The organism is Bradyrhizobium sp., from assembly GCF_016213215.1.
Taxonomy (GTDB): domain Bacteria; phylum Pseudomonadota; class Alphaproteobacteria; order Rhizobiales; family Xanthobacteraceae; genus Bradyrhizobium.
In genome coordinates this window covers 111,480-132,863 of the sequence record NZ_JACRAW010000007.1, presented here as the reverse complement: position 1 = coordinate 132,863, position 21,384 = coordinate 111,480, and the positions used below count along the sequence as shown (strand labels likewise).

Below are 21,384 nucleotides of genomic sequence, written 5' to 3'. Positions count from 1 at the left end.
GTGATCGCGCCGGGCACGCCGGCCTCCGCGACGATATAGGCTTCCTGCTCGTGGAAGCGCGCGTTCAGGACCGCGAACAGCTTGTCCGGTTTGCCAGCGCGGGCGGCGGCGTAGAGTTTGTCCAGCGCGCCTTCCTTGCCGAAATCGATCTGCTTGTAGCCGTTATTTTTCAGGTACTCCGCCAGCACTTCCGACTTCTCGATGGAGGCGGTGCCGACCAGGACCGGCTGCAGGCGCGCATTCGCCCGCTCGATCTCGGCGAGGATCGCGGCGTATTTTTCCTTTTGCGTGCGGTAGACCTCGTCGTCCTCGTCGAGACGCGCCACCGGCAGGTTGGTCGGAATCTCGACGACCTCGAGCTTGTAGATGTCGAAGAATTCGTCGGCTTCGGTCGCCGCCGTGCCGGTCATGCCCGCAAGCTTGTCGTACATGCGGAAATAGTTCTGGAAGGTGATCGAGGCCAGCGTCTGGTTTTCCGGCTGCACCGGCTGGTGCTCTTTCGCCTCGAGCGCCTGATGCAGGCCTTCCGAATAGCGACGGCCCGGCATCATTCGGCCGGTGAATTCGTCGATGATGACGACCTCGCCGTCGCGCACGATGTAGTCCTTGTCGCGTGTGAACAGCGTATGGGCCCGGAGCATCTGGTTGAGGTGGTGCACGACGGAGACGTTCTCGACGTCATAGAGCGACTCGCCCTTGAGCTGCCCGCCGTCGCGCAGGAGCCGCTCCATCTTCTCCATGCCGCCCTCGGTCAGCGTCACCGTGCGCTGCTTCTCGTCGAGCTCGTAATCGCTCTTGTCGATTCTGGCGAAGAACGTGTCGATCGTGTTGTAGAAATCGGAGCGGTCGTCGAGCGGACCGGAGATGATGAGCGGCGTGCGCGCCTCGTCGATCAGGATCGAATCGACCTCGTCGACGATCGCGAAGTTGTGCCCGCGCTGGACCATATCCTCCAGACGGTACTTCATGTTGTCGCGCAGATAGTCGAAGCCGTATTCGTTGTTGGTGCCGTAGGTGATGTCGCAGGCATAGGCCGTCTTGCGCTCGGCGTCGTCGAGCCCGTGAACGATCACGCCGGTGGTCATCCCGAGGAAGGAGTAGATCTGCCCCATCCAGGCGGCGTCGCGGCGGGCGAGGTAATCGTTGACCGTGACGACGTGGACGCCGCGGCCGGCGAGCGCGTTGAGATAGACGGCAAGGGTTGCGACCAGCGTCTTGCCTTCGCCGGTCTTCATCTCGGAGATGTCGCCCTCGTGCAGGACCATGCCGCCGATAAGCTGGACGTCGAAATGGCGCTGGCCGAGGGTGCGTTTGGCGGCCTCGCGAACGGTAGCGAAGGCGGGGACCAGGACGTCGTCAAGCGTCGTGCCTTCGGCAATCTGCTTCTTGAACTCGTCCGTGCGGGCCCTGAGCGCTTCGTCGGAGAGCTTCGCAAGTTCCGGCTCCAGCGCGTTGATGGCGGTAACGCGGGACTGGTATCCCTTGATCCGCCGGTCGTTGGCGGTGCCAAAAAGCTTGCGGGCGAGCGCGCCGATCATGCCAAATTCCTAACTTTCGCGGTTACCGCGTTGCAGCCGAGAGGTGGTCTACCAAGTTGCCTATCAACTCACCGTGACGCCTCGCGGTGCCAGCCCCGTTTTCCGGGGATCCGCCAATTGGGTGGGAATAAAGCAAATCTGGGTTCAACGGCCAAAAACGCAGCAAAATAAATGCCATCGCCATTGACGCGACGGGGCAGAGATATGGCCCGGTCCAAGGGTTGTCAACGGCGGTAACCTTTCAGCTAATTCATCATTTTGACAGACTTTTCGCGTTGCCAAGCCGTCGCGATTGGGCGAGTGTCCGCCCGCCCGAACGGCCCCGAAAAGATAAGGATTTTCCATGACGACCTCGTTCCCGGTAGCGAAAACCGGCCTGCGCTACGGCCTTGCTTCCGCCCTTGCGGGCTGCCTCGCCATGGTTGTGATCGCCGGGCCGGTTCGGGGTGCTGAAGAGCAGAATCCGGTGCTTGCCAAGGTCAACGGCGCCGAGATCCGCAAGAGCGACGTCGCCCTGGCGGTGGAGGAGCTCGGGCCGAGCCTTGCGCAGATGGATCCGGCTACCAAGGACGAGAACGTGCTGGCCTTCCTGATCGACATGAAGATCGTCGCGAAGGCGGCCGAGGACAAGAAGGTTCAGGATACCGAGGAATTCAAGAAGCGCCTGGCTTTCACCCGCAATCGCCTCTTGATGGACAGCCTGCTCGCCAACGAAGGCAAGGCCGCCACTTCCGACGAAGCGATGAAGAAGGTCTATGAAGAGGCCTCGAAGCAGATCAGCGGTGAGCAGGAGGTGCACGCGCGTCACATCCTGGTCGAGACCGAGGACGAGGCCAAGGCGATCAAGACCGACCTCGACAAGGGCGCCGATTTTGCTGAAGTCGCCAAGAAGAAATCGAAGGATCCCGGTTCCGCGGACGGCGGCGATCTCGGCTTCTTCACCAAGGACCAGATGGTACCGGAGTTCGCCAGCGTGGCGTTCTCGCTCGAGCCCGGCAAGATCTCCGACCCTGTGAAGTCGCAGTTCGGCTGGCACATCATCAAGGTCGAGGAAAAGCGCAACCGCAAGCCGCCGGGCTTCGATCAGGTCAAGGCGCAGATCGAGACCTACGTGACCCGGAAGGCGCAGGCCGATTACGTTGCCAAGCTGCGCGAAGCGGCCAAGGTCGAGCGCCTGGATAAGCCGGCGCAGTCGACGGACACCAGGCCGGCCGACCCCAAGGCGGCCGACCCCAAGGCGGCCCCGGCGAAGAAGTAAGAATTCGCTGTCACTTCTTCGCAGCCGATAGTATTTAGCATCGCGATGGCCGGGCTAGTCCCGGCCATCTACGTCTTTGACGCGCGGGTCTGGCGAAAAAGGACGTGGATGGCCGGGAGATATCGCGATCGTCCGGCCATGACACTTTGCTTGATCGATAGGCCGCTTCATGTCCTCAGCCATTTCCCCGCTCGCCCCTAAAGACGTTCCCGACATGCCTGTGATTGCGGGCCTCAAGCTCGCCACCGCGGAGGCCGGCATCCGCTACAAGGGCCGTACCGACGTGCTGCTCGCGGTGATGGACAGGGGCACGACGGTAGCCGGCGTCTTCACCAGGTCCAAATGTCCGTCGGCCCCGGTGGAATGGTGCCGCGCCAAGCTCGCCCGCGGTGCGGCGCGCGCGCTGGTCGTCAATTCCGGCAACGCCAATGCCTTCACCGGCAAGACCGGCCGGCAAGCGACTGCCTTGACCGCCGCCATCGCGGCAAAAGCCGTCGGCTGCAGCCCGAACGATGTGTTTCTCGCCTCCACGGGAGTGATCGGTGAGCCGCTCGATGCCACCAAGTTCGACGGGGTGCTCGGGCACCTCGCCGAAACGGCCGCGCCCGGGGACTGGCTGGGCGCAGCCAAGGCGATCATGACCACCGACACCTTCCCGAAGGTTGCAACCGCCGCCGTGAAACTGGGCAAGGCCAAGGTCACGATCAGCGGCATGGCGAAGGGCGCCGGCATGATCGCCCCCGACATGGCCACCATGCTTGCATTCGTTTTCACCGACGCACCGATCACGGCGGCCGCGCTGCAATCGCTGCTCAAGAATGGCGTCGAGGACACATTCAACGCGGTAACCATCGACGGTGATACCTCGACCTCCGACACGCTGCTCGCCTTTGCGACGGGAGCGGCTGCAGCTCACGGCGCGCCCAGGATCAGCCGCGCGAGCGACCCGCGCCTGAAAGCCTTCACCAACGCCTTCCGCTCCGTTCTGGCCAACCTCGCCGAGCAGGTGGCGCGCGATGGCGAAGGCGCGCGCAAGTTGGTCGAGATCACCGTGGAGGGTGCGGTATCGAAACCTTCTGCGCGAAAAATCGCGATGTCGGTGGCGAACTCGCCGCTGGTGAAGACCGCCATCGCCGGCGAGGACGCCAACTGGGGCCGCGTGGTGATGGCGGTCGGCAAGGCCGGCGAGCCCGCCAATCGCGACAAGCTGTCGATCTTCTTCAACGGCATACGGGTGGCAAAGAGCGGCGCGCGCGATCCGGCCTATGATGAAGCGCAGGTGTCGGAGGCGATGAAGCAGCCCAGGATCGCGATCAAAATCGGGCTCGGCCTCGGCAAGGGGCGCGACAGGGTGCTGACCTGCGATCTCACCAAAGAATATGTCGCGATCAACGGCGACTATCGCTCGTGACCGGTCACAGCGGACCCGAGGCGACCTTCACAGTCACATCAACTTGCGCGGAAGCCTGCTAGCTCGCGATGCGCGCGTCGGCGACCGCCTTCTGGAACAGCGCATTCATGGCGTCCGAAATGCCCTGGGTGGGACTCACTTCGAAATAGAGCCCAGGCGAGGCGCAGCTCTGCATGTTCTGCGCGATTTCACTGTTCGGCGACGGACCGTACGGACCTTTATTGAAGGCGTCGAGCCATTTCATGTACCAGTTGTTGGTCGGCAGTGCCAGATAGGTCGTATAGAGCACCGCGATCTTGATGCCGCGGTCCTTGATCGCTTTGCAAAGCGAGGCATCAAGCGGTGACTGGCAACGCGTTGAGGCCGTCACGGGCTTCAGGCAAGCTTTGTTGTTCTCATCTGCAACGCCGTCGGAGACGAAGAACAGGTACTTCAGCGGCGAGCCTGACGTGCCGTCACCCGGTGAGGTGATTTCCTTGTTGATCGCGGGCAAGACCTCGGTGAGGGGCGTATCCTGGTCCTTGTTCTCGTTCTGGCCGTTCACCATCATCAAATCGATGCCGCCAGCTGCAGCCTTGGCGCTCGACAGGTTCGCTGACAGCGAGAACAGGTTCCGCAAGCCGGCGGTGCTGGCTGATGCACCAAAATCGTAGATCCCCATCCGGAACTGACTCGAGTAGGTCTGGGTGTTGGCCGCGGTGTCCATCAACGACTGGGTGGCGCTGCGAAGCACGTCGATTCGCGTCGTTACGCCGAGGGATTTCGCGAGATCATAGTAGTTCTTCTTGTCCTTCAGGTCGTGGCAGGCGAAGGCGCACTTGTCGGGCGTGTTGTCGACCATCTTCTGCACGTCCGAAGGCGTCGCGCCAACACCCATCGACGGCGAGTTGTCGAGCAGCAGGTAGAAATCCACGTAGAGCGGCATGCTCACGGTGGAGGCCGACTTGCCGTTCACGGTCAGCGTGCTCTTGCCGATCACACCGAGAAACATCGTGGGGATGCTGGCGGAAAAGTCGACGGTCGAAGTCAGCTTCGAGCCCGTCTTCTTCACCATCGCCTGAAAGCTGTTGAGCGTATAGCCGCTGGCATTGGCGAGATTGCCGGCGAAAATCTTGTTTGCATCGGTGGAGCCCGCTTCGATCTCGCCGTCCGATACCATCGACCCGGCCGCAAGGAACGCCGGCGAGGTTCTCGCGAGCGCGCCGACGCTGGCGGCGTCCGCTGCGGTCTGCAGCTTGCTATAGAGCTGGTTGGCTCTCGCGTAGTCGACTGCGCAACCCACCACTGTGATCAGGGGAACGCATGACAATGCAAAGATGACGGCAATGTTGCCGCGCTGGTCGCGGCTGAACCGGCTGATCGTGTGGAAGAGGACTGACATGGGCACTGCTGGCTGATTGAACTCGCAAGCTCTAGCGCACGGGAATTAAATATAACTTGTTCCAAAGCTAGAGTGACCGGCCGAACGCGGTTAATACTTGGTTTCCGGCAACCCCTCGATCTCGAGCATCTGAAGCTGCCCATGGCTGATCTCAAGCTTACACTGGTCGTGGCCTGCGCGCTGATCGATAAGGACAACAGGGTGCTGATAGCCCAGCGGCCGGAAGGCAAATCTTTGGCGGGCTTGTGGGAATTTCCCGGCGGCAAGGTCGAGCCCGGCGAGCGGCCGGAGCAGACCCTGATTCGCGAACTCCACGAAGAACTCGGCATCTCGGTGAAAGAGCCTTGCCTGGCGCCGCTCACCTTCGCCAGCCACGCCTACGAGGCCTTCCATCTGCTGATGCCGCTTTACATCTGCCGCCGCTGGGAGGGGCTGGTGGTGGCTCGCGAAGGACAGAACCTGGCCTGGGTCCGCGCCAACAAACTGCGCGACTATCCGATGCCGCCGGCTGATATTCCGCTGATCCCGCATCTCATCGATCTATTGATGTGACCGAGCAAAAACCCTCATCCTGAGGAGCCGCGACTTGCGCGGCGTCTCGAAAGGATGAAGGCCCCGATCCCGACCTCATGGTTCGAGACGTGCGCGATGCGCGCTCCTCACCATGAGAACAGGCATCAAGCCTTTCGCGCCTTTTGCACCGCCGCCTCCAGGCTCGCCTTGGCCGAGCCGGGCCTGAGCGGCTGCTGCTGACTTTCATGCGGCGCCCAGCCCGACAGCCATACAATGTCGAAGGTGGCGCGGATGCGGCGGTCGGCGTCGGCAAAACGATCGGCGTAGACCTCCGCCATCCTCAGCATGGTGGCGCGGCGCGTCGGCGTGCGCCTTCGTTCCAGCAGTACGTTGCTCGCGCCCATGCGCCGCAGGTCCTGCATCAGCGCGAACGCGTGATCGTAGCGCACGGTGATGCGATCGACATCGGTCACCGGCAGCGCAAGACCTGCCCGCTGCAACAAGCCGCCGATATCGCGCAGGTCGGCGAAAGGGACAACGCGCGGCGACACTCCACCCTCGCATTCGGCCTCGGCTGCGGCGAACGACTGCCTCAGCTCGGTCAGGCTGTCGCCGCCCACCATCGCGGCGAGCAGGAGCCCGTCCGGCCTCAGCGCGCGGCGGATCTGCGCGAGCACGCCGGGCAGGTCGTTGACGAACTGGAAGGCGAGCGCGGAGACGACGAGATCGAGCGATTCCGGCGCAAATGGCAGCCTTTCCTCGCCGGTCCGTGCAGGCCCGACATGGACGAGCGCTGGAAACCGTGCGCGCAGCGATGAGCTCAGTCCGTTGCCCGGCGTCCAGAGATCGGCGACGTCGCGAAATTCGCGTATCACCGCCTCCAGCCGTTCCCGCAGGTCGTCCGCGACGCGGTCGAGCAGAAAAGTCTCAGGTCCCAGCGACCGCGCACGATCCTGCCGCGCGATCAAGAGCGAGCGGTCGAACAGGACGGGGGTTTGCGGGTTCGGTGCCATGCGGTTGGTTACGCCGATCTCGCTGGCCCTGGCAATCCGGTGCTTGAGCAGGATGCCGTGCGGCGCTAGCCTTTGGCATGGAAGTCGCAAGCTCCCTTTCACGTTCCATTTCCGGCCATTTCAAGGACGCGATGGCGGGCGGCGGCCGTGCCTTGTTGCACGCGGCGAGACTCGCGCTCGACATTGCGCTGCCGACGCTGTGCGTATCCTGCCGCGAGCCGGTCGACGGCGAAGGGGTGTGCGCCGCCTGCTGGGCGAGGCTGTCGTTCATCGCCCCGCCCTATTGCCCGCGGCTTGGCATTCCCTTCGTTTACGATCCCGGTCCCGACATGCTGTCGATGGAGGCGATCGCCAGCCCGCCGGCCTACCAGCGGGCGCGCGCTGCGGTACGCTATGACGATGTCGCCAGGACACTGGTCCATGGCCTGAAGTACCAGGATCGCACCGATCTCGCTCCCGCCATGGGTCGCTGGATGGCGCGCGCCGGGCGCGAACTGCTTGACGGCGCCGACATGCTGATACCGGTCCCGCTGCATTGGGGCAGGGCCTGGCGGCGCCGCTACAACCAATCGGGGGCGCTGGCGCGCGTCATCGCGCGCCGGAGCGGGGTTGCCGTGAAGGGGGACGTCCTGCAGCGGGTGCGCGCTACCGAGCAGCAGATCGGGCTGTCGCGGGCGCAGCGCGCGACCAATGTGCAGGGGGCGTTCAAGGTGCCCCCCGACCGGCAATGCGAACTTCAGGGCCGGCGGGTGGTGCTGATCGACGACGTGCTGACGTCGGGGGCCACCGCGGATGCCTGCGCGCGCGCGCTGCTTCGCGCCAAGGCCGCCCAGGTCGACCTGCTGGTGTTCGCCCGGGTTGTCGACAGCCGGTAAGCTCCCATATAAGTCAAGGACTTCCAACGAGAGCGCTGGGGAAATGACGACTGCTGTCGAGATCTATACGAGGCCTGGATGCGGCTATTGCTCCGCAGCAAAGTCGCTTTTGACGCGCAAGAAGGTGGTTTTCACCGAGTTCGACGTCGCCGAGAACCCCTCCTGGCGCCAGGAGATGTATGACCGCGCCGGACAGGGCTCGACCTTTCCCCAGATTTTCGTCGGCAGAACCCATGTCGGCGGCTGCGACGACCTTTACGCGCTGGATCGCGAAGGCAAGCTCGACGCGCTGCTGGAAGGTATGAGGGCCACCTCATGAGCACCGAGCGCACCTTCACCGCAGCCATGGTGCAGATGCGCACCGGCCTGTGGCCCGAGCCGAGCCTGGAGCAGGGCACGAAACTGATTCGGGACGCGGCCGCCGCCGGCGCCGATTACGTGCTGACGCCCGAAGTCAGCAACATGATGCAGCTGAACCGCAAGGCGTTGTTCGAGCATCTTCAGACCGGGGAGGATGATCGCTCGCTGAAGGCCTATCGCGCCCTCGCGGCCGAACTGAAGATTTATCTCCATATCGGCTCGCTGGCGCTGCGCTATTCGCCGGAGAAGGCCGTCAACCGCTCGTTCCTGATCGGGCCCGACTGCAATCTGCTGGCGAGCTACGACAAGATCCACATGTTCGATATCGACCTGCCCGACGGCGAGAGCTATCGCGAATCCGCCAACTACCAGCCGGGCGAGACCGCGGTGATCTCGGACCTGCCTTGGGGCCGCATCGGGCTGACTATCTGCTACGATCTGCGTTTCCCTGCCCTGTACCGCGCGCTCGCCGAGAGCGGCGCATCCTTCATCACCGTTCCGTCCGCCTTCACCCGCAAGACTGGCGAGGCGCATTGGCATGTGCTGTTGCGCGCGCGCGCCATTGAAACCGGCTGCTTCGTCTTCGCCGCGGCGCAAGCGGGCCTGCATGAGAACAAGCGCGAAACCTACGGTCACTCCCTGATCATCGATCCCTGGGGCGAGGTGATCGCCGAAGGTGGCGTCGAGCCCGGCGTGTTCCTGGCCAAGATAGATCCGGCCAAGGTCGAGACCGCGCGCAGGGCCATTCCGTCGCTGCAGCACGGGCGACGCTTCAGCGTGGTCGACGCGCAAACGCACCCCGATCATCTGCATCTGATTCGGGGATCGGCATGATCCGGTATTCGCTCCGCTGCGAAGGCGACCACGCTTTCGAAAGCTGGTTCCAAAGCTCCTCTGCCTACGATTCCCAGGTGAGGCGCAAGCTGGTCACATGCCCGGTCTGCGGCTCGGCCAAGGTCGACAAGGCGATCATGGCTCCGCAGATCGTGAGCAACAAGCGCCGCGAGCAGCCGGCAGCGGAGCCCGCCCCGAGCACAGAGGTGGTCGCCCAGGCCGCACAGGCGGCGCCGACCCCGACCTCGCTGCTCATGGCCCAGGAACGCGAGCTGCGCGCCAAGTTAAAGGAATTGCGCGACCACATCGTCAAGAACGCCGACAATGTCGGCGAGCGCTTCCCCAACGAGGCGCGCGCGATGCACTACGGCGACAAGGAGCATCGCCCGATCTACGGCGAGGCCTCGCCCGAGGAAGCGCGCTCGCTGATCGACGAAGGCATCGAGGTCGCGCCGCTGCCGGTGCTGCCGGAAGACCGGAATTGACACCGCGCTTTCTCCGTCACGGCCGGGCTTGACCCGGCCATCCACGCCTTTCTCCGCTCGACTGAAACGTGGATTTCCGGGACGTGTCGGCACGAGCCCGGACATGACGACACTGAGAGACTATTCTACGCCGCGACCAGCAGCGCCACTCCGCCGACGATCAGCACGATGCCCAGAAGCTCGCGCGCCGAAACCGGCTGCTTGAACGAGTAATGGGCCACGGCTTGCGCGAACAGCACTTCGACCAGCGCCAGAGTGCGGACATTGGCAGCCGCCGTCAGCGCAAACGACAGAAACCAGAATTGCGAGGAAAAGGCGCCGATGAAGCCGGCCAGCATCGACGGCTTCCACAGGTTCAGGATCGCCTGCAGCACTTTCGGCGCGCGCCACAACAGGTAGATCGTCAACACCAGGGTCTGCACGAACAGGCCAAGCAGCAGGGTGAACGATGCCGCAGTGACGAACGACACGGCCGGCACGGTGATGATGGCACCTCGAAAACCAACCGCGGACAGAGCAAAGGAGGCGGCCGCAGTCAGGCCGATGATGGTCGGCTTCAGCTCGGCAAAGCCCTTCTCGCCGCCGGGCCTGAGCGCGGTGATGACGACGCCGGAGGTCGCGATCAGGATCGCGACCACCTTGAGCCAGGTGAGGTGATCGCCGAGAAAGACGAAGCCGAAGATCGCGGTCTGGATCGCCTCGGTCTTCAGATAGGCGGTCGTCACCACGAACGAGCGCATGTTCATGGCGAGCAGCATCAGGCCGGTGGCAAGGATCTGGCTGAGCGCCCCGAGCAGCAGCCACGGCCAGAACATCACGGAAGGCCAGCTCAGGCGATCACCGGTCGCGATCAGCACGATCGCCAGGAACAGCATCGAAAACGGAAAGCCGAACAGGAAGCGGATGTTGGTCGCGCCCCAGGTCCCGAGCGGCGCAGTGAGCTGCCGCTGCATCGCATTGCGCGCGACCTGCCCGAGCGCAGCAATGATGGTGAAGGGAATCCAGAGGCTGGTGAGGGAGGACATATGCGGAAGATGGCGGAACCGTAGATCTGCAGGCAACCTGCCGGGATCGGCTCAACAGGTCAACCTAAGCACCGTCATGACAGCGATGCGCCGACCTTTCACCAAATCCGTCACACCATGGCTTCGGCGATGACCATGTAGTTGACGTCCATGTCGGAGGACAGGCTCCACTTGTCAGCCAAGGGGCTGTAGACGACGCCGGTATGCTCGGTGATGACGAGACGATTGTCCAGCAGGTGCCTGGTGAGTTCGTCCGGGGTGACGAACTTGTTCCATTCGTGGGTGCCGGGCGGCAACCAGCGCAGGATGTATTCGGCGCCTACGATGGCCAGCGCAAAGCTCTTCCAGTTGCGGTTCAGCGTCGCGACCACCATCAGCCCGGTCGGCTTCAGCATCGCTGCGCAGCGGTTGAGAAACATGCCGATGTCGGTGACATGTTCGACGACTTCCATCGCGAGCACGATGTCGAAACGCTCGCGCAGGTCCATCGCCTCCACGCTCGTGCAGCGGTAGTCGATCGGCAGATGCCCCTTGTCCGCGTGCAGCTTCGCCGCAGCAATGTTGTTCGCGGAAGGATCGATGCCGACCACCTGCGCCCCCAACCGCGCCAGGGGCTCGCACAACAGCCCGGCCCCGCAGCCGATGTCGAGCAGGCGCAGTCCCGACAGGCAATTCAGGCTTCTCGCATTGCGCTCGAACTTGCGGCAAGCGGCGTCGCGGATATAGCCCAGCCGCAGCGGATTGATCTTGTGCAGGGGAGCCATCTTGCCCTTGGGGTCCCACCACTCCGCCGACATTTTGGAGAATTTCGCGACTTCGCCGGCATCGACCGTCGAGCCTTGAATAGGCCCTTGGCCACCGGATGGGCCAGCAGATGAATTTTGCTGCATACTCATGAAAACCCGCGTCCTACCGCGCGGTGATGTGGTTACGGAACTCGAGCGGGGAGGCAATGGTCGAGATCGTCTCCCTGCCCTCGCCGACGCCCATGATGGTAACGTCGCCATAATCGAGAATCCGGCCGAAAATGCTCTGAGTGACGTCAACGCTCTCGACCTTGTCCAAAGCTATTTCGAAGGTCCGGCGCTGGATGAAGCCCTCCTTGTGCACGACACGCATGTTGGTGACGTCGGTCTCGGTGGTCCAGCGGCGGAACCAGGCCTTTACGGTCCAGTACAGCGCCACCAGCGCTACCGCGGCAGCCGCCACGAGGCACAACAGCACGACACCCTCGGTGGTCGTCTGCCGTGACAGGGCGAACAGGATCAGCGCCCCGGTCCAGGCGAAAATCGCCGGCAGGTAGAACATCCAGTGCGCGTTGGTCGAATACAGCACTTTTTCGTCAGGCTGCAGGATGTCGTCGATGTAACGCCCCATGAACCTGCCCGCCCGAACTTAAGCCCTGAATTAACCGATTCCGTACGTTCCGGAGCATGAGGAACCCGCTTGCCCCCGGGCGCGCCGCTATGTATACGCGCGTTTCGGTGCCTGCGTCATCTTTCCGCTCAGGCCACCTTACTTATCCTCGATAGGGAATGCACGCGTCGTCATGAGCCGCCTCGTGATGAAATTCGGCGGCACGTCCGTCGCCAACATCGACCGAATCCGCAACGTCGCACGCCACGTTAAACGCGAGGTCGATGCCGGCCACGAAGTTGCCGTGGTGGTATCGGCAATGGCCGGCAAGACCAACGAACTGGTAGCCTGGTGCACCGAAGCATCGCCGCTGCACGACGCGCGCGAATACGACGCCGTGGTGGCCTCCGGCGAACAGGTCACTTCCGGGCTGCTCGCCATCGTCCTGCAGGGCATGGGCATCCAGGCCCGCTCCTGGCAGGGCTGGCAAATCCCGATCAGGACCAGCAACGCGCACGCATCGGCACGGATCCTGGACATTGATGGATCCGAGATCATCAACCGCTTCAAGGAGCGCAAGGAGGTCGCGGTCATCGCCGGCTTCCAGGGCATCAATCCGGAGAACAACCGAATCTCCACGCTCGGCCGCGGCGGCTCCGATACGTCGGCGGTGGCAATTGCCGCCGCCGTCAAGGCAGACCGCTGCGACATCTATACCGACGTCGACGGGGTCTACACGACCGACCCGCGCATCGTTCCCAAGGCACGGCGGCTCGAAAAGATCGCATTTGAGGACATGCTGGAACTGGCCTCCCAGGGCGCCAAGGTGCTGCAGGTGCGCTCGGTGGAACTGGGCATGGTCCACAACATGCCAATTTTCGTCCGTTCCAGCTTTGACAAGCCTGAAGATATCGACCCGCACGGCACCCCACCGGGCACGCTGATCTGTGGCGAGGAGGAGATCATGGAAAACCAAGTCGTCACCGGAATCGCGTTTTCCAAGGATGAGGCGCAGATCTCGGTGCGCCAGATCGAGGACAAGCCGGGTGTGGCCGCCTCGATCTTCGGGCCTCTGGCCGAGGCCAACATCAACGTCGACATGATCGTCCAGAATGTCTCCGAAGACGGCAAGACCACCGATCTGACCTTCACGGTGCCGGCCACCGACTATGCCCGCGCCCGCGAAACCATCACCTCCGCCAAGGCCAAGATCGGCTATGCCCGGCTCGACAGCGCCACCGACGTCACCAAGGTCTCGGTCATCGGCAGCGGCATGCGCAGCCACGCCGGCGTCGCCGCCAAGGCGTTCGCTGCGCTGGCGGCACGGAACATCAATATCCGCGCCATTACGACCTCTGAGATCAAGTTCTCGGTGCTGATCGACGCAGCATACACCGAGCTTGCGGTCCGCACGCTGCATACGCTCTACGGACTCGATCAAGTTTAGGCGAATTTTTCTCTTAGCAACCGCAGCAAAAAGGCGGCGAACGACTGGCAAAAGCGTTGCGCTTCTGGCAGGCGTTTTGCTTGGCAAAACAAACCTCAATTCGCTATACGGCGATCAGGGTGGGCTGCCGCAAGCTGTGCTCCGGTTTGGGCCATCCCGATTTCGGCCGAGCGAGGGCTTGCGCCGGTGACGGATGAGCAATTTGTTGTTTTTCTGGAGTTTAACGCCAGTTGGCCGGCCACGCGCCGGGCTGGCTCCATGGAGGGGTTGACGCAACATGCGGAGCACGTCGGGAGGCCCCCGCGTCTTGCTGAGACGGCTCCGCGAAACCATGGCGGAGAAGGTCAGCGCGCAGGAGCGGCTGGACAAGATCGTAGTCCTGATCGCGGCCAACATGGTGGCCGAGGTGTGCTCGGTCTACGTGCTGCGCATCGACAACACACTCGAGCTCTACGCCACCGAGGGTCTGAAGCGGGAAGCCGTCCACCGCACGGTGCTAAGCGCCCATGAGGGTCTCGTCGGCCTCGTCGCCAGCGAAGCGACACCGCTAAATCTCTCCGACGCCCAGAATCATCCAGCGTTCTCGTTCCGCCCGGAAACGGGCGAAGAGATCTACCACTCCTTCCTCGGCGTGCCGATCCTGCGCGCGGGCAACACGCTCGGCGTACTGGTGGTGCAAAACCGCGCCAAGCGCACCTATGTCGAGGAAGAGGTCGAGGCGCTGCAGACCACCGCCATGGTGTTGGCGGAGATGATCGCCTCCGGCGAACTGGCCGCTCTGGCGCAGCCCGGGGCCGAGCCCGCCGCCCGGCATTCCCAGCACAAGAACGGCGCGGTCCTGTCCGAAGGCATCGCGCTCGGCCATGTCGTGCTGCATGAGCCGCGCGTCGTCATCAACAACTACATCGCCGAAGACCTGCCGAAAGAAATCAAGCGGCTGGACTCAGCGCTCGCCAAGCTGCGCGCCGACCTCGACCGCATGCTGGAACGTGGCGACGTCGCCGACGGTGGCGAGCACCGCGACGTACTTGAAGCCTACCGCATGTTCGCCAACGACCAGGGCTGGTCGCACAAGCTCCATGAGGCGGTCGCCACCGGCCTCACCGCCGAAGCCGCCGTCGAGCGCGTACAGTCGGACACCCGCGCGCGCATGCTGCGCTCCACTGATCCTTACCTGCGCGAACGGCTGCATGATCTCGAGGACCTCGGCTACCGATTGTTGCGCCAGCTCGTCGGGCAGGATCACGCGCCCTCGCGTGAGCAATTGCCCGACAACGCCATCATCATCGCGCGCGCGATGGGCCCCGCGGCGCTGCTCGACTACGACCGCAAGCGGCTGCGGGGCCTGGTGCTGGAGGAAGGCACCGCCAATTCGCACGTCTCGATCGTGGCGCGCGCCCTCGGTATTCCCGCTGTTGGCGAGGTGCCGAACGCGCCTGGTATCGCCGACCCGGGCGATGCCATCATCGTCGACGGCAGCTCGGGCTCGATCTATGTCCGCCCGTCGCAGGAAGTCGAATCAGCCTATGCCGAGCGGGTACGCTTCCGGGCCCGGCGCCAGGCGCAATACATTGCGCTACGCGACAGGCCCTGCGTGACCAAGGACGGCCAGCCGGTCGAACTGATGATCAATGCGGGCTTGACCATCGACCTGCCGCACATCGACGACACCGGCAGCGCCGGCATCGGCCTGTTCCGCACCGAACTGCAGTTCATGGTCGGCCAGAGTCTGCCGCGTACCAGTGACCAGCTCACACTGTACCGCGCCGTCCTCGATGCGGCGGGCTCCAAGCCAGTGACCTTCCGCACCCTCGACATCGGCGGCGACAAGGCGCTGCCCTATCTGGAGACCGTGATCGAGGAAAATCCGGCGCTCGGCTGGCGCGCGATCCGGCTCGGGCTGGACCGGCCGGGACTTTTGCGCGGCCAGATTCGAGCACTGCTCCGCGCCGGCGGCGGACGGGCCCTGCGCATCATGTTCCCGATGATCTCCGAAATCAACGAGTTCGATGCCGCCAAGGGCCTGGTCGAGCGCGAGCTGACCTATCTGCGCCAGCACGGCCACACTCTCCCCGAGCGCATCGACATCGGCACCATGGTAGAGGTTCCGGCGTTACTGTATCAGCTCGACGAACTCCTCAAGAAGGTCGACTTCATCTCCGTCGGCTCCAACGACCTGTTCCAGTTCCTGTTCGCGGTCGACCGCGGCAACGCCAAGGTCTCGGAACGGTTCGACACCATGTCGGCTCCCATCCTGCGAGTGCTGCGCGAGATCGTGCGCAAGGCCGCCCCGGCGAAGAAGTCGGTCTCGCTTTGCGGCGAGATGGCTTCAAAGCCACTCGGGGCACTGGCGTTGATCGCAATGGGCTATCGCTCGCTGTCGCTCTCGCCAACCGCGCTCGGCCCGGTGAAGGCGATGATTCTCGAACTTGACGCCGGCAAGGCCGCGGCGACTCTCGAGCCGCTCCTCGAGGCGCCGGCGGGCAGCGTGTCGATTCGGCAGAAGCTGACCGAATTTGCTGAGGCCGAAGGGCTGCCGTTGTAGCGGGCCGACTGCCCGCGCCGTTTCGCCTGCATTCGCTGTTAGAGACTGTACCGATGTCGTCACTCCCCGAAGCCAAACTGGACGTTCTGCTGGCGCATCATGCTTCGCTGGAAGCCGAGCTGCTCGGCCAGGTGAGCTCCGAGCGCTATGTGCAGATTACGCGCGAGCTTGCCGAGATCACGCCCTTGATTGATGCGGTCAAAGCCTATCGCGCTGCGGCGAGGGAGCTGGCCGATGCCGAATCGCTGATCGCCGACCCCGCGACGGATGCGGAGATGCGCGGCATGGCGGAGGCCGAACGCGAAACGCTTCATCCCAGGATCGCCGAGCTTGAGCAGAAGATCCGTGTTGCGCTGCTTCCCAAGGACGCCATGGACGACCGCAACGTCGTGCTGGAAATCCGGGCCGGCACCGGCGGCGACGAAGCGTCGCTGTTCGCTGGCGACCTGTTCCGCATGTACGAGCGCTTCGCCAACCTGCAGGGATGGAAGGTCGACGTGATCTCGGCCAGCGAAGGTACGGTCGGCGGATACAAGGAAATCATCGCGGAAGTGCAGGGCCGCGGCGCGTTCTCAAAGCTGAAGTTCGAATCTGGCGTGCACCGCGTCCAGCGGGTGCCCGATACCGAGACGCAAGGCCGCATCCACACTTCGGCCGCGACCGTAGCCGTATTGCCCGAGGTCGAAGATGTCGACGTAGACATCAAGAACGACGATTTGAAGATCGAGACCATGCGCGCGCAGGGTGCCGGCGGTCAGCACGTCAACAAGACCGAATCGGCGATCCGCATCACCCACATTCCAACCGGCATTGTGGTCATGATGCAGGACAGCCGCTCGCAGCACAAGAATCGCGCGTCCGCGATGAACATCCTGCGTTCGCGGATCTATGACGCCGAGCGCCAGCGCGTCGACGCGGCGCGCTCGGCGGACCGCAAGGAGAAGGTCGGCTCCGGCGACCGCAGCGAACGCATCCGCACCTACAATTTTCCGCAAGGCCGCGTCACCGACCACCGCATCAATCTGACGCTTTACAAGCTGCCGCAGGTAATATCGGGCGAAGCGCTTGGCGAATTGATCGATGCGCTGACAACCGAACACCAGGCGGCGCAGCTTGCAGCGCAAGGCGCGGCGGCGTGAGCAGGAGCTCTCGCGTGACCCATTCCTTCACCGGTCGGAGCATCGAGGACGCCCGCCGCGCGCTGGCGGCGCGGCTGAGATCGGCCGGCAATGATTCCGCCGAGCTCGACGCGCGTCTGCTGGCGGGCGCGGCGCTTGCTCTCGACCTGACGGGCATGATCGCGCATGGCGCGCGACCGGTGACCCAGGCGGAGTCGCTGCGGCTTGAAGAATACGCGGCTCGTCGTCTTGCCGGCGAGCCGGTTGCGCGCATCCTCGGCATCAGGGAGTTCTGGGGGCTGCCCTTCAGGCTTTCGGCGGCGACCCTGGTGCCGCGTCCGGACACTGAAGCGGTGGTCGAGTTCGCACTGGAAATTTCGCGCAGCCTTCCCATATCTAATCGTGGAATAAGGATTGCCGACATCGGCACCGGAACCGGAGCGATCCTGCTGGCGCTGTTGCACGAAATTCCCCGTGCATTCGGCACAGGCACCGACGTCAGCCCGGAAGCGTTGCGAACAGCGAAGCAGAACGCCATGGGTCTCGGCCTGACGGACCGCGCGACGTTTGTCGCCTGCAACTTTGCAGCGGCCCTCTCGGGGAAGTTCAACCTGATCGTGTCGAACCCGCCCTACATCCGTTCGGCGGACATAAAGAACCTCGCGACCGAGGTTCGAGATCACGATCCGCACCTTGCGCTGGACGGCGGCAGCGACGGTCTTGATGCCTATCGCGCCCTGATCCCGCAGGCCGCACAGCTGCTCGATCCGGGCGGGATGCTCGTCGTGGAAGCCGGCCAGGGCCAGGTTCACGATATTGAAACTTTGATGACGGCTTCGGAGTTAACGGTGGAAAGACCGGCAAAAGCCGATCTATCGGGCATTCTGAGGGCTGTAGCAGCCCGAAAAAGGCCCCCATAAAAGCTCGATTGGTCTGCAAAAAACCACTTGGAATATCCCGTGGGAACGACTACGTTCCCGGCACGACATCGGTGCAGGGCCCCGTAGGTACCACGGGCGAAAGCCGAGCTCTCTAACGTGAGAGCCGCGCCGGGTCAACGGTTCCAAGAGGCAGGTCCAGTTAAGCGCGATGGCCGGTGGAGCTGCGCTGCTTTCCGACCGCAACGTGAACGAAAGCGTGGTATTGCGCGCAACGATTTACGCAAGAGAACAGGGCTTGTTTCGGCAGGCTACATGAGGAGTTCGCCGGCGATGAACGCTGGCGGGTGGGGAGCGCGTCTTTGTGGAACGCGGCGGCTGACGACATCGACGCAATCAGGAGCGGCATCGCCATACGGTGCACGCGGCGTTGGGCCGGGCGATCTGGGCATTCTGAAGCAACGGCAATTCAACATCTCTAACTTTCAGGGCTGGAATAAAGGCAGGACATGAGAAACGGTCAGAACAAGCAGCGGATGCGCAACCGGAATAATCAGAACCGGCGCGGCCAAAATCCGATGACCCGGGTCTACGAATCGAACGGACCCGACATCAAGATCCGCGGCACCGCCTCTCATATCGCCGAAAAATATCTCCAGCTTGCGCGCGACGCGCGGTCGTCCGGAGATCCGGTTGCCGCCGAGAACTATTATCAGCACGCCGAACACTATTTCCGCCTCATCGCTGCCGCACAGGAGCAATTCCGGCAGAACCAGCCGCAGCAGCAGCAACCACAGCAGCAGCGCAGCGACGAGTCGATGGGCGATTACGGCGAGGAGGACGTTGATGGGTTCTCCTCCAGCTTCGGCCAAGAGCCCGGCTTCGTCCCGGTGCAGCAGCAGCCACAGCCTTACGTGCGTGACAACGTTCAGCGCGATCAACAGCAACCGCGCGAACATCGCGAGCGCGAGCACCGTCCGCAACCGCAGTACCAGCCCCAGTCGCCGCAACCGCAGCCCGCGGTTGCAGATACCGGCAGCGTCGATCGCCTGCCTTCCTTCATCACCGGCGCGCAGCCGCAGGTGAACGGCGGATCGGCCGGCTTCGAAGGCGGCGGCGAGCGCGAGCCGCGCGACCGCTATCCTCGCCGCCGGCGGCGGCCGCACGGCCAGCGTCCCGAGCGCGAAGCTGCGCCGGCCGCACAAGGCGATGATTTCTCGCCGGGCGAATAGCTCCCAACAGTCTCTGGATGAAACGCCCCGGCCCCTCGCCGGGGCGTTTCCTGTCTTATCCCCGCGTCGCCGTCGATGACGGCACCAGCACCGGGTCCAGCGCCGGCATCAGGCGCGCGCGCTTCTGATTGGCAGGGATTACGCGATAGACCTGCTTGGTTGCTTCCACGATGTGGACACCCGCGAACGGCAGCGACAACGCGGCACCGACGCGTTCCCAGGCCATCGCCGAGCGCAGGAACAAGCCGACCGGCGGCATGAACAGCGCTTCGCGCCATGCGGTCGGCGTGAACCAGGTCTGGCGCAACAGGTCCGTGATCTGCGAGCGCGAATAGGGCCGGCCGTGTCCGAACGGGGTATTGTCGGTACGGGTCCATACACCGCGCCGATTTGGAATCACGGCGATGACGCGGCCCGACGGGGCCAGCACACGCCACACCTCGCGCAGGAGCCCCGCGGGGTCATCCGACATTTCCAGCGCATGGACCAGGAGGATGCGGTCGACCGCCGCATCCTGCAGCGGCAGCGAGAATTGATCGACGAGCGAGGCTAGCGCCGGTCGCCCCGTCGGCCATTTCAACACCCCCTGCGCCGCCGGCATGAAGGCGAGGCAGCGCTCCGCGTCCTCCCGGAACAGGCCCAGATAGGGGGTGGGATAGCCGATACCAAGCACCCGCTGGCCCTCGGCGCTCGGCCAGCGCGCCTTGATCCCGCGATTGATCAGGCGCCGCGCCACGATCCCGAGGCGCTGCGAGTAGAAGTCGCGCAGGTCGATGACGTCGATGCTCATGACGCCAATGTAACACGCCCAAGCCGCGTCAGGGGCGCGGAATATTGCGTTGCTTGCGCAGCGTTAACGCCATATCTCTCAGGCGGGGCTGCTCGCGATGGAGATGTCATGGCCGCCGAAATTCGCACTTTCACCTGCCTGACCGACAATTTCGGATATCTCGTTCACGATCCGGCAACGAAGGCGACCGCCTCGATCGACGCGCCCGAAGCCGCGCCCATCATCACGGCGCTGGAGCGCGAAGGCTGGACGCTCACCGACATCCTGATCACCCACCATCACGGCGATCATGTCGGGGGGGCCGTTGAGCTGACGCGGAAGTATGGCTGCCGGGTGGTCGCCCCTCGCGACAAGTCGGGCAAGATCGCCAATGTCGATCTTCGAATCGCCAACGGCGACATCGTGCAGGTCGGCAATCTGCTCGCGCGCGTATTGGAAACGCCCGGCCATACGCTCGAGCACGTCGCCTACGTGTTTGACTCCGAAAAGGCGGTGTTTGCCGGAGACACGCTGTTCTCGATCGGCTGCGGGCGCGTGTTCGAGGGCACCTATCCGATGATGTGGGATTCGCTTCTGAAGCTGCGTGCGCTGCCCGACGATTTCAGGCTGTATTGCGGCCATGAATACACGGCCTCCAACGTCAAATTCGCCCTGACCATTGAACCCGACAATCCGGCCCTGCAGGCGCGCGCGGCGGAAGTAGCGAAATTGCGCGGCGAGAACAAGCCGACGATCCCCGCGCTGCTCGGCGAGGAGAAGCAGGCCAACGTGTTCCTGCGCGCCGACGATCCGTCGGTAGCCGCCAAGCTGCACATGAAGGGCGCCGATGCGGCTTCCGTATTCGGCGAATTGCGCGAACGCAAGAACAAGTCCTGAAGTCCGGCGATGCGCACCGCAGCCGAAATCATCGCGCACCTCGAACTCAGGCCGCATCCGGAAGGCGGCCATTACCGAGAAACCTTTCGCGATGCGGGCCTCGATGCCCACGGGCGCTCGCGTTCGACCGCAATCTATTTCCTGTTGGCGCGCGGCGAGCGCTCGCACTGGCACCGCATCGATGCGGCCGAGATCTGGCACTACTATGCCGGTCATCCGCTGACCTTGCGTATAGCCCATGGCGGCGGCGCGGAGCACATGGTGCGCCTCGGCCCCGATGTCGCGGGCGGCGAGCACCCGCAGGCGATCGTGCCGGCGCATGCCTGGCAGGCGGCCGAGTCGACCGGCGACTGGACCCTCGTCGGTTGCACCGTCGCGCCGGCGTTCCAATTTACAAGCTTCGAGCTCGCGCCCCGCGACTGGGAACCGTGAGCTTTCAGAGCTCGAAA

General features: G+C 63.8%; 21 protein-coding genes. 14 read left to right on the top strand and 7 right to left on the bottom strand.

What is annotated here, in order from left to right; translation table 11 throughout:
• The coding region (gene secA, locus HY852_RS01830; protein ID WP_291602112.1) for a preprotein translocase subunit SecA at window positions 1-1,538 on the bottom strand (1,538 nt) is incomplete at its 3' end.
• 343 nt (window positions 1,539-1,881) lie between these two features.
• On the opposite strand from secA, the gene HY852_RS01825 reads away from it, so the two are divergent.
• Complete coding sequence (locus HY852_RS01825; protein ID WP_291602110.1) at window positions 1,882-2,796, top strand: peptidylprolyl isomerase; 915 nt, start codon at window positions 1,882-1,884, stop codon at window positions 2,794-2,796.
• A 169-nt stretch (window positions 2,797-2,965) separates the two neighbouring features.
• The gene (gene argJ / locus HY852_RS01820; protein ID WP_291602108.1) at window positions 2,966-4,207 is read left to right on the top strand and encodes a bifunctional glutamate N-acetyltransferase/amino-acid acetyltransferase ArgJ; all 1,242 of its coding nucleotides are present in this window, start codon (window positions 2,966-2,968) and stop codon (window positions 4,205-4,207) included.
• A gap of 58 nt (window positions 4,208-4,265) precedes the next feature.
• Here the strand turns inward: argJ and HY852_RS01815 are convergent, their stop codons facing one another.
• Window positions 4,266-5,588: a TadE/TadG family type IV pilus assembly protein gene (locus tag HY852_RS01815; RefSeq protein ID WP_291602106.1), complete on the bottom strand. Its 1,323-nt coding sequence runs from the start codon at window positions 5,586-5,588 to the stop codon at window positions 4,266-4,268.
• Between the two features lie 141 nt (window positions 5,589-5,729).
• Between HY852_RS01815 and mutT the strand changes: the two genes are divergently transcribed.
• Window positions 5,730-6,140 carry an 8-oxo-dGTP diphosphatase MutT gene (mutT, locus tag HY852_RS01810; RefSeq protein ID WP_291602104.1) on the top strand — a complete coding sequence of 137 codons (411 nt, stop codon included), beginning with the start codon at window positions 5,730-5,732 and terminating at the stop codon, window positions 6,138-6,140.
• A gap of 125 nt (window positions 6,141-6,265) precedes the next feature.
• Here mutT and HY852_RS01805 read toward each other — a convergent pair whose 3' ends face one another.
• Window positions 6,266-7,114 carry a methyltransferase domain-containing protein gene (locus HY852_RS01805; RefSeq protein WP_291602128.1) on the bottom strand — a complete coding sequence of 283 codons (849 nt, stop codon included), beginning with the start codon at window positions 7,112-7,114 and terminating at the stop codon, window positions 6,266-6,268.
• Window positions 7,115-7,191: 77 nt separating this feature from the next.
• On the opposite strand from HY852_RS01805, the gene HY852_RS01800 reads away from it, so the two are divergent.
• The 4 genes from HY852_RS01800 to HY852_RS01785 are packed head-to-tail and all read left to right on the top strand — an operon-like array spanning window position 7,192 to window position 9,668.
• Window positions 7,192-7,989, top strand: coding sequence for a ComF family protein (locus HY852_RS01800; RefSeq protein ID WP_291602102.1), 798 nt, complete (start codon window positions 7,192-7,194; stop codon window positions 7,987-7,989).
• A 43-nt stretch (window positions 7,990-8,032) separates the two neighbouring features.
• Window positions 8,033-8,308 (top strand): glutaredoxin 3, encoded by a 276-nt coding sequence (gene grxC, locus HY852_RS01795; protein ID WP_291602099.1) that lies wholly within the window; start codon window positions 8,033-8,035, stop codon window positions 8,306-8,308.
• A complete protein-coding gene (locus tag HY852_RS01790) occupies window positions 8,305-9,183 on the top strand; it encodes a carbon-nitrogen hydrolase family protein (RefSeq protein ID WP_291602097.1) in 879 nt (292 codons plus the stop codon). Before grxC ends, HY852_RS01790 begins: the two co-directional genes overlap by 4 nt.
• Window positions 9,180-9,668, top strand: coding sequence for a DUF1178 family protein (locus HY852_RS01785; protein WP_291602096.1), 489 nt, complete (start codon window positions 9,180-9,182; stop codon window positions 9,666-9,668). Before HY852_RS01790 ends, HY852_RS01785 begins: the two co-directional genes overlap by 4 nt.
• 125 nt (window positions 9,669-9,793) lie before the next feature.
• Here HY852_RS01785 and HY852_RS01780 read toward each other — a convergent pair whose 3' ends face one another.
• The 3 genes from HY852_RS01780 to HY852_RS01770 all read right to left on the bottom strand — a co-directional run bounded on the left by HY852_RS01780 (window position 9,794) and on the right by HY852_RS01770 (window position 12,070).
• Window positions 9,794-10,693 carry a DMT family transporter gene (locus tag HY852_RS01780; protein ID WP_291602095.1) on the bottom strand — a complete coding sequence of 300 codons (900 nt, stop codon included), beginning with the start codon at window positions 10,691-10,693 and terminating at the stop codon, window positions 9,794-9,796.
• 110 nt (window positions 10,694-10,803) lie between these two features.
• Window positions 10,804-11,589, bottom strand: coding sequence for a bifunctional 2-polyprenyl-6-hydroxyphenol methylase/3-demethylubiquinol 3-O-methyltransferase UbiG (ubiG, locus tag HY852_RS01775; protein ID WP_291602093.1), 786 nt, complete (start codon window positions 11,587-11,589; stop codon window positions 10,804-10,806).
• 13 nt (window positions 11,590-11,602) lie between these two features.
• Complete coding sequence (locus HY852_RS01770; RefSeq protein ID WP_291602091.1) at window positions 11,603-12,070, bottom strand: PH domain-containing protein; 468 nt, start codon at window positions 12,068-12,070, stop codon at window positions 11,603-11,605.
• 172 nt (window positions 12,071-12,242) lie between these two features.
• Here HY852_RS01770 and HY852_RS01765 point away from each other — a divergent pair, with 172 nt between their 5' ends.
• From HY852_RS01765 to HY852_RS01745, 5 genes are all read left to right on the top strand, one after another.
• Window positions 12,243-13,496, top strand: coding sequence for an aspartate kinase (locus tag HY852_RS01765; protein ID WP_291602090.1), 1,254 nt, complete (start codon window positions 12,243-12,245; stop codon window positions 13,494-13,496).
• Window positions 13,497-13,773: 277 nt separating this feature from the next.
• Window positions 13,774-16,041: a phosphoenolpyruvate--protein phosphotransferase gene (ptsP, locus tag HY852_RS01760; RefSeq protein WP_291602088.1), complete on the top strand. Its 2,268-nt coding sequence runs from the start codon at window positions 13,774-13,776 to the stop codon at window positions 16,039-16,041.
• 53 nt (window positions 16,042-16,094) lie between these two features.
• The gene (prfA, locus tag HY852_RS01755; protein ID WP_291602087.1) at window positions 16,095-17,180 is read left to right on the top strand and encodes a peptide chain release factor 1; all 1,086 of its coding nucleotides are present in this window, start codon (window positions 16,095-16,097) and stop codon (window positions 17,178-17,180) included.
• 14 nt (window positions 17,181-17,194) lie between these two features.
• On the top strand, window positions 17,195-18,079 hold the full coding sequence (prmC, locus tag HY852_RS01750; RefSeq protein ID WP_291602085.1) for a peptide chain release factor N(5)-glutamine methyltransferase: 885 nt from the start codon (window positions 17,195-17,197) through the stop codon (window positions 18,077-18,079).
• 467 nt (window positions 18,080-18,546) lie between these two features.
• Entirely contained in the window at window positions 18,547-19,269 is a 723-nt protein-coding gene (locus tag HY852_RS01745) for a DUF4167 domain-containing protein (RefSeq protein WP_291602082.1), read from the top strand.
• A 55-nt stretch (window positions 19,270-19,324) separates the two neighbouring features.
• On the opposite strand, the gene HY852_RS01740 is transcribed toward HY852_RS01745, so the two are convergent.
• Entirely contained in the window at window positions 19,325-20,059 is a 735-nt protein-coding gene (locus tag HY852_RS01740; protein WP_291602080.1) for a methyltransferase domain-containing protein, read from the bottom strand.
• A 108-nt stretch (window positions 20,060-20,167) separates the two neighbouring features.
• Between HY852_RS01740 and gloB the strand changes: the two genes are divergently transcribed.
• Together gloB and HY852_RS01730 are read left to right on the top strand one after the other, a co-directional pair.
• A complete protein-coding gene (gene gloB / locus HY852_RS01735; RefSeq protein WP_291602078.1) occupies window positions 20,168-20,935 on the top strand; it encodes a hydroxyacylglutathione hydrolase in 768 nt (255 codons plus the stop codon).
• Between the two features lie 9 nt (window positions 20,936-20,944).
• Window positions 20,945-21,367, top strand: coding sequence for a cupin domain-containing protein (locus HY852_RS01730; RefSeq protein WP_291602077.1), 423 nt, complete (start codon window positions 20,945-20,947; stop codon window positions 21,365-21,367).
• Window positions 21,368-21,384 lie beyond the last annotated feature (17 nt).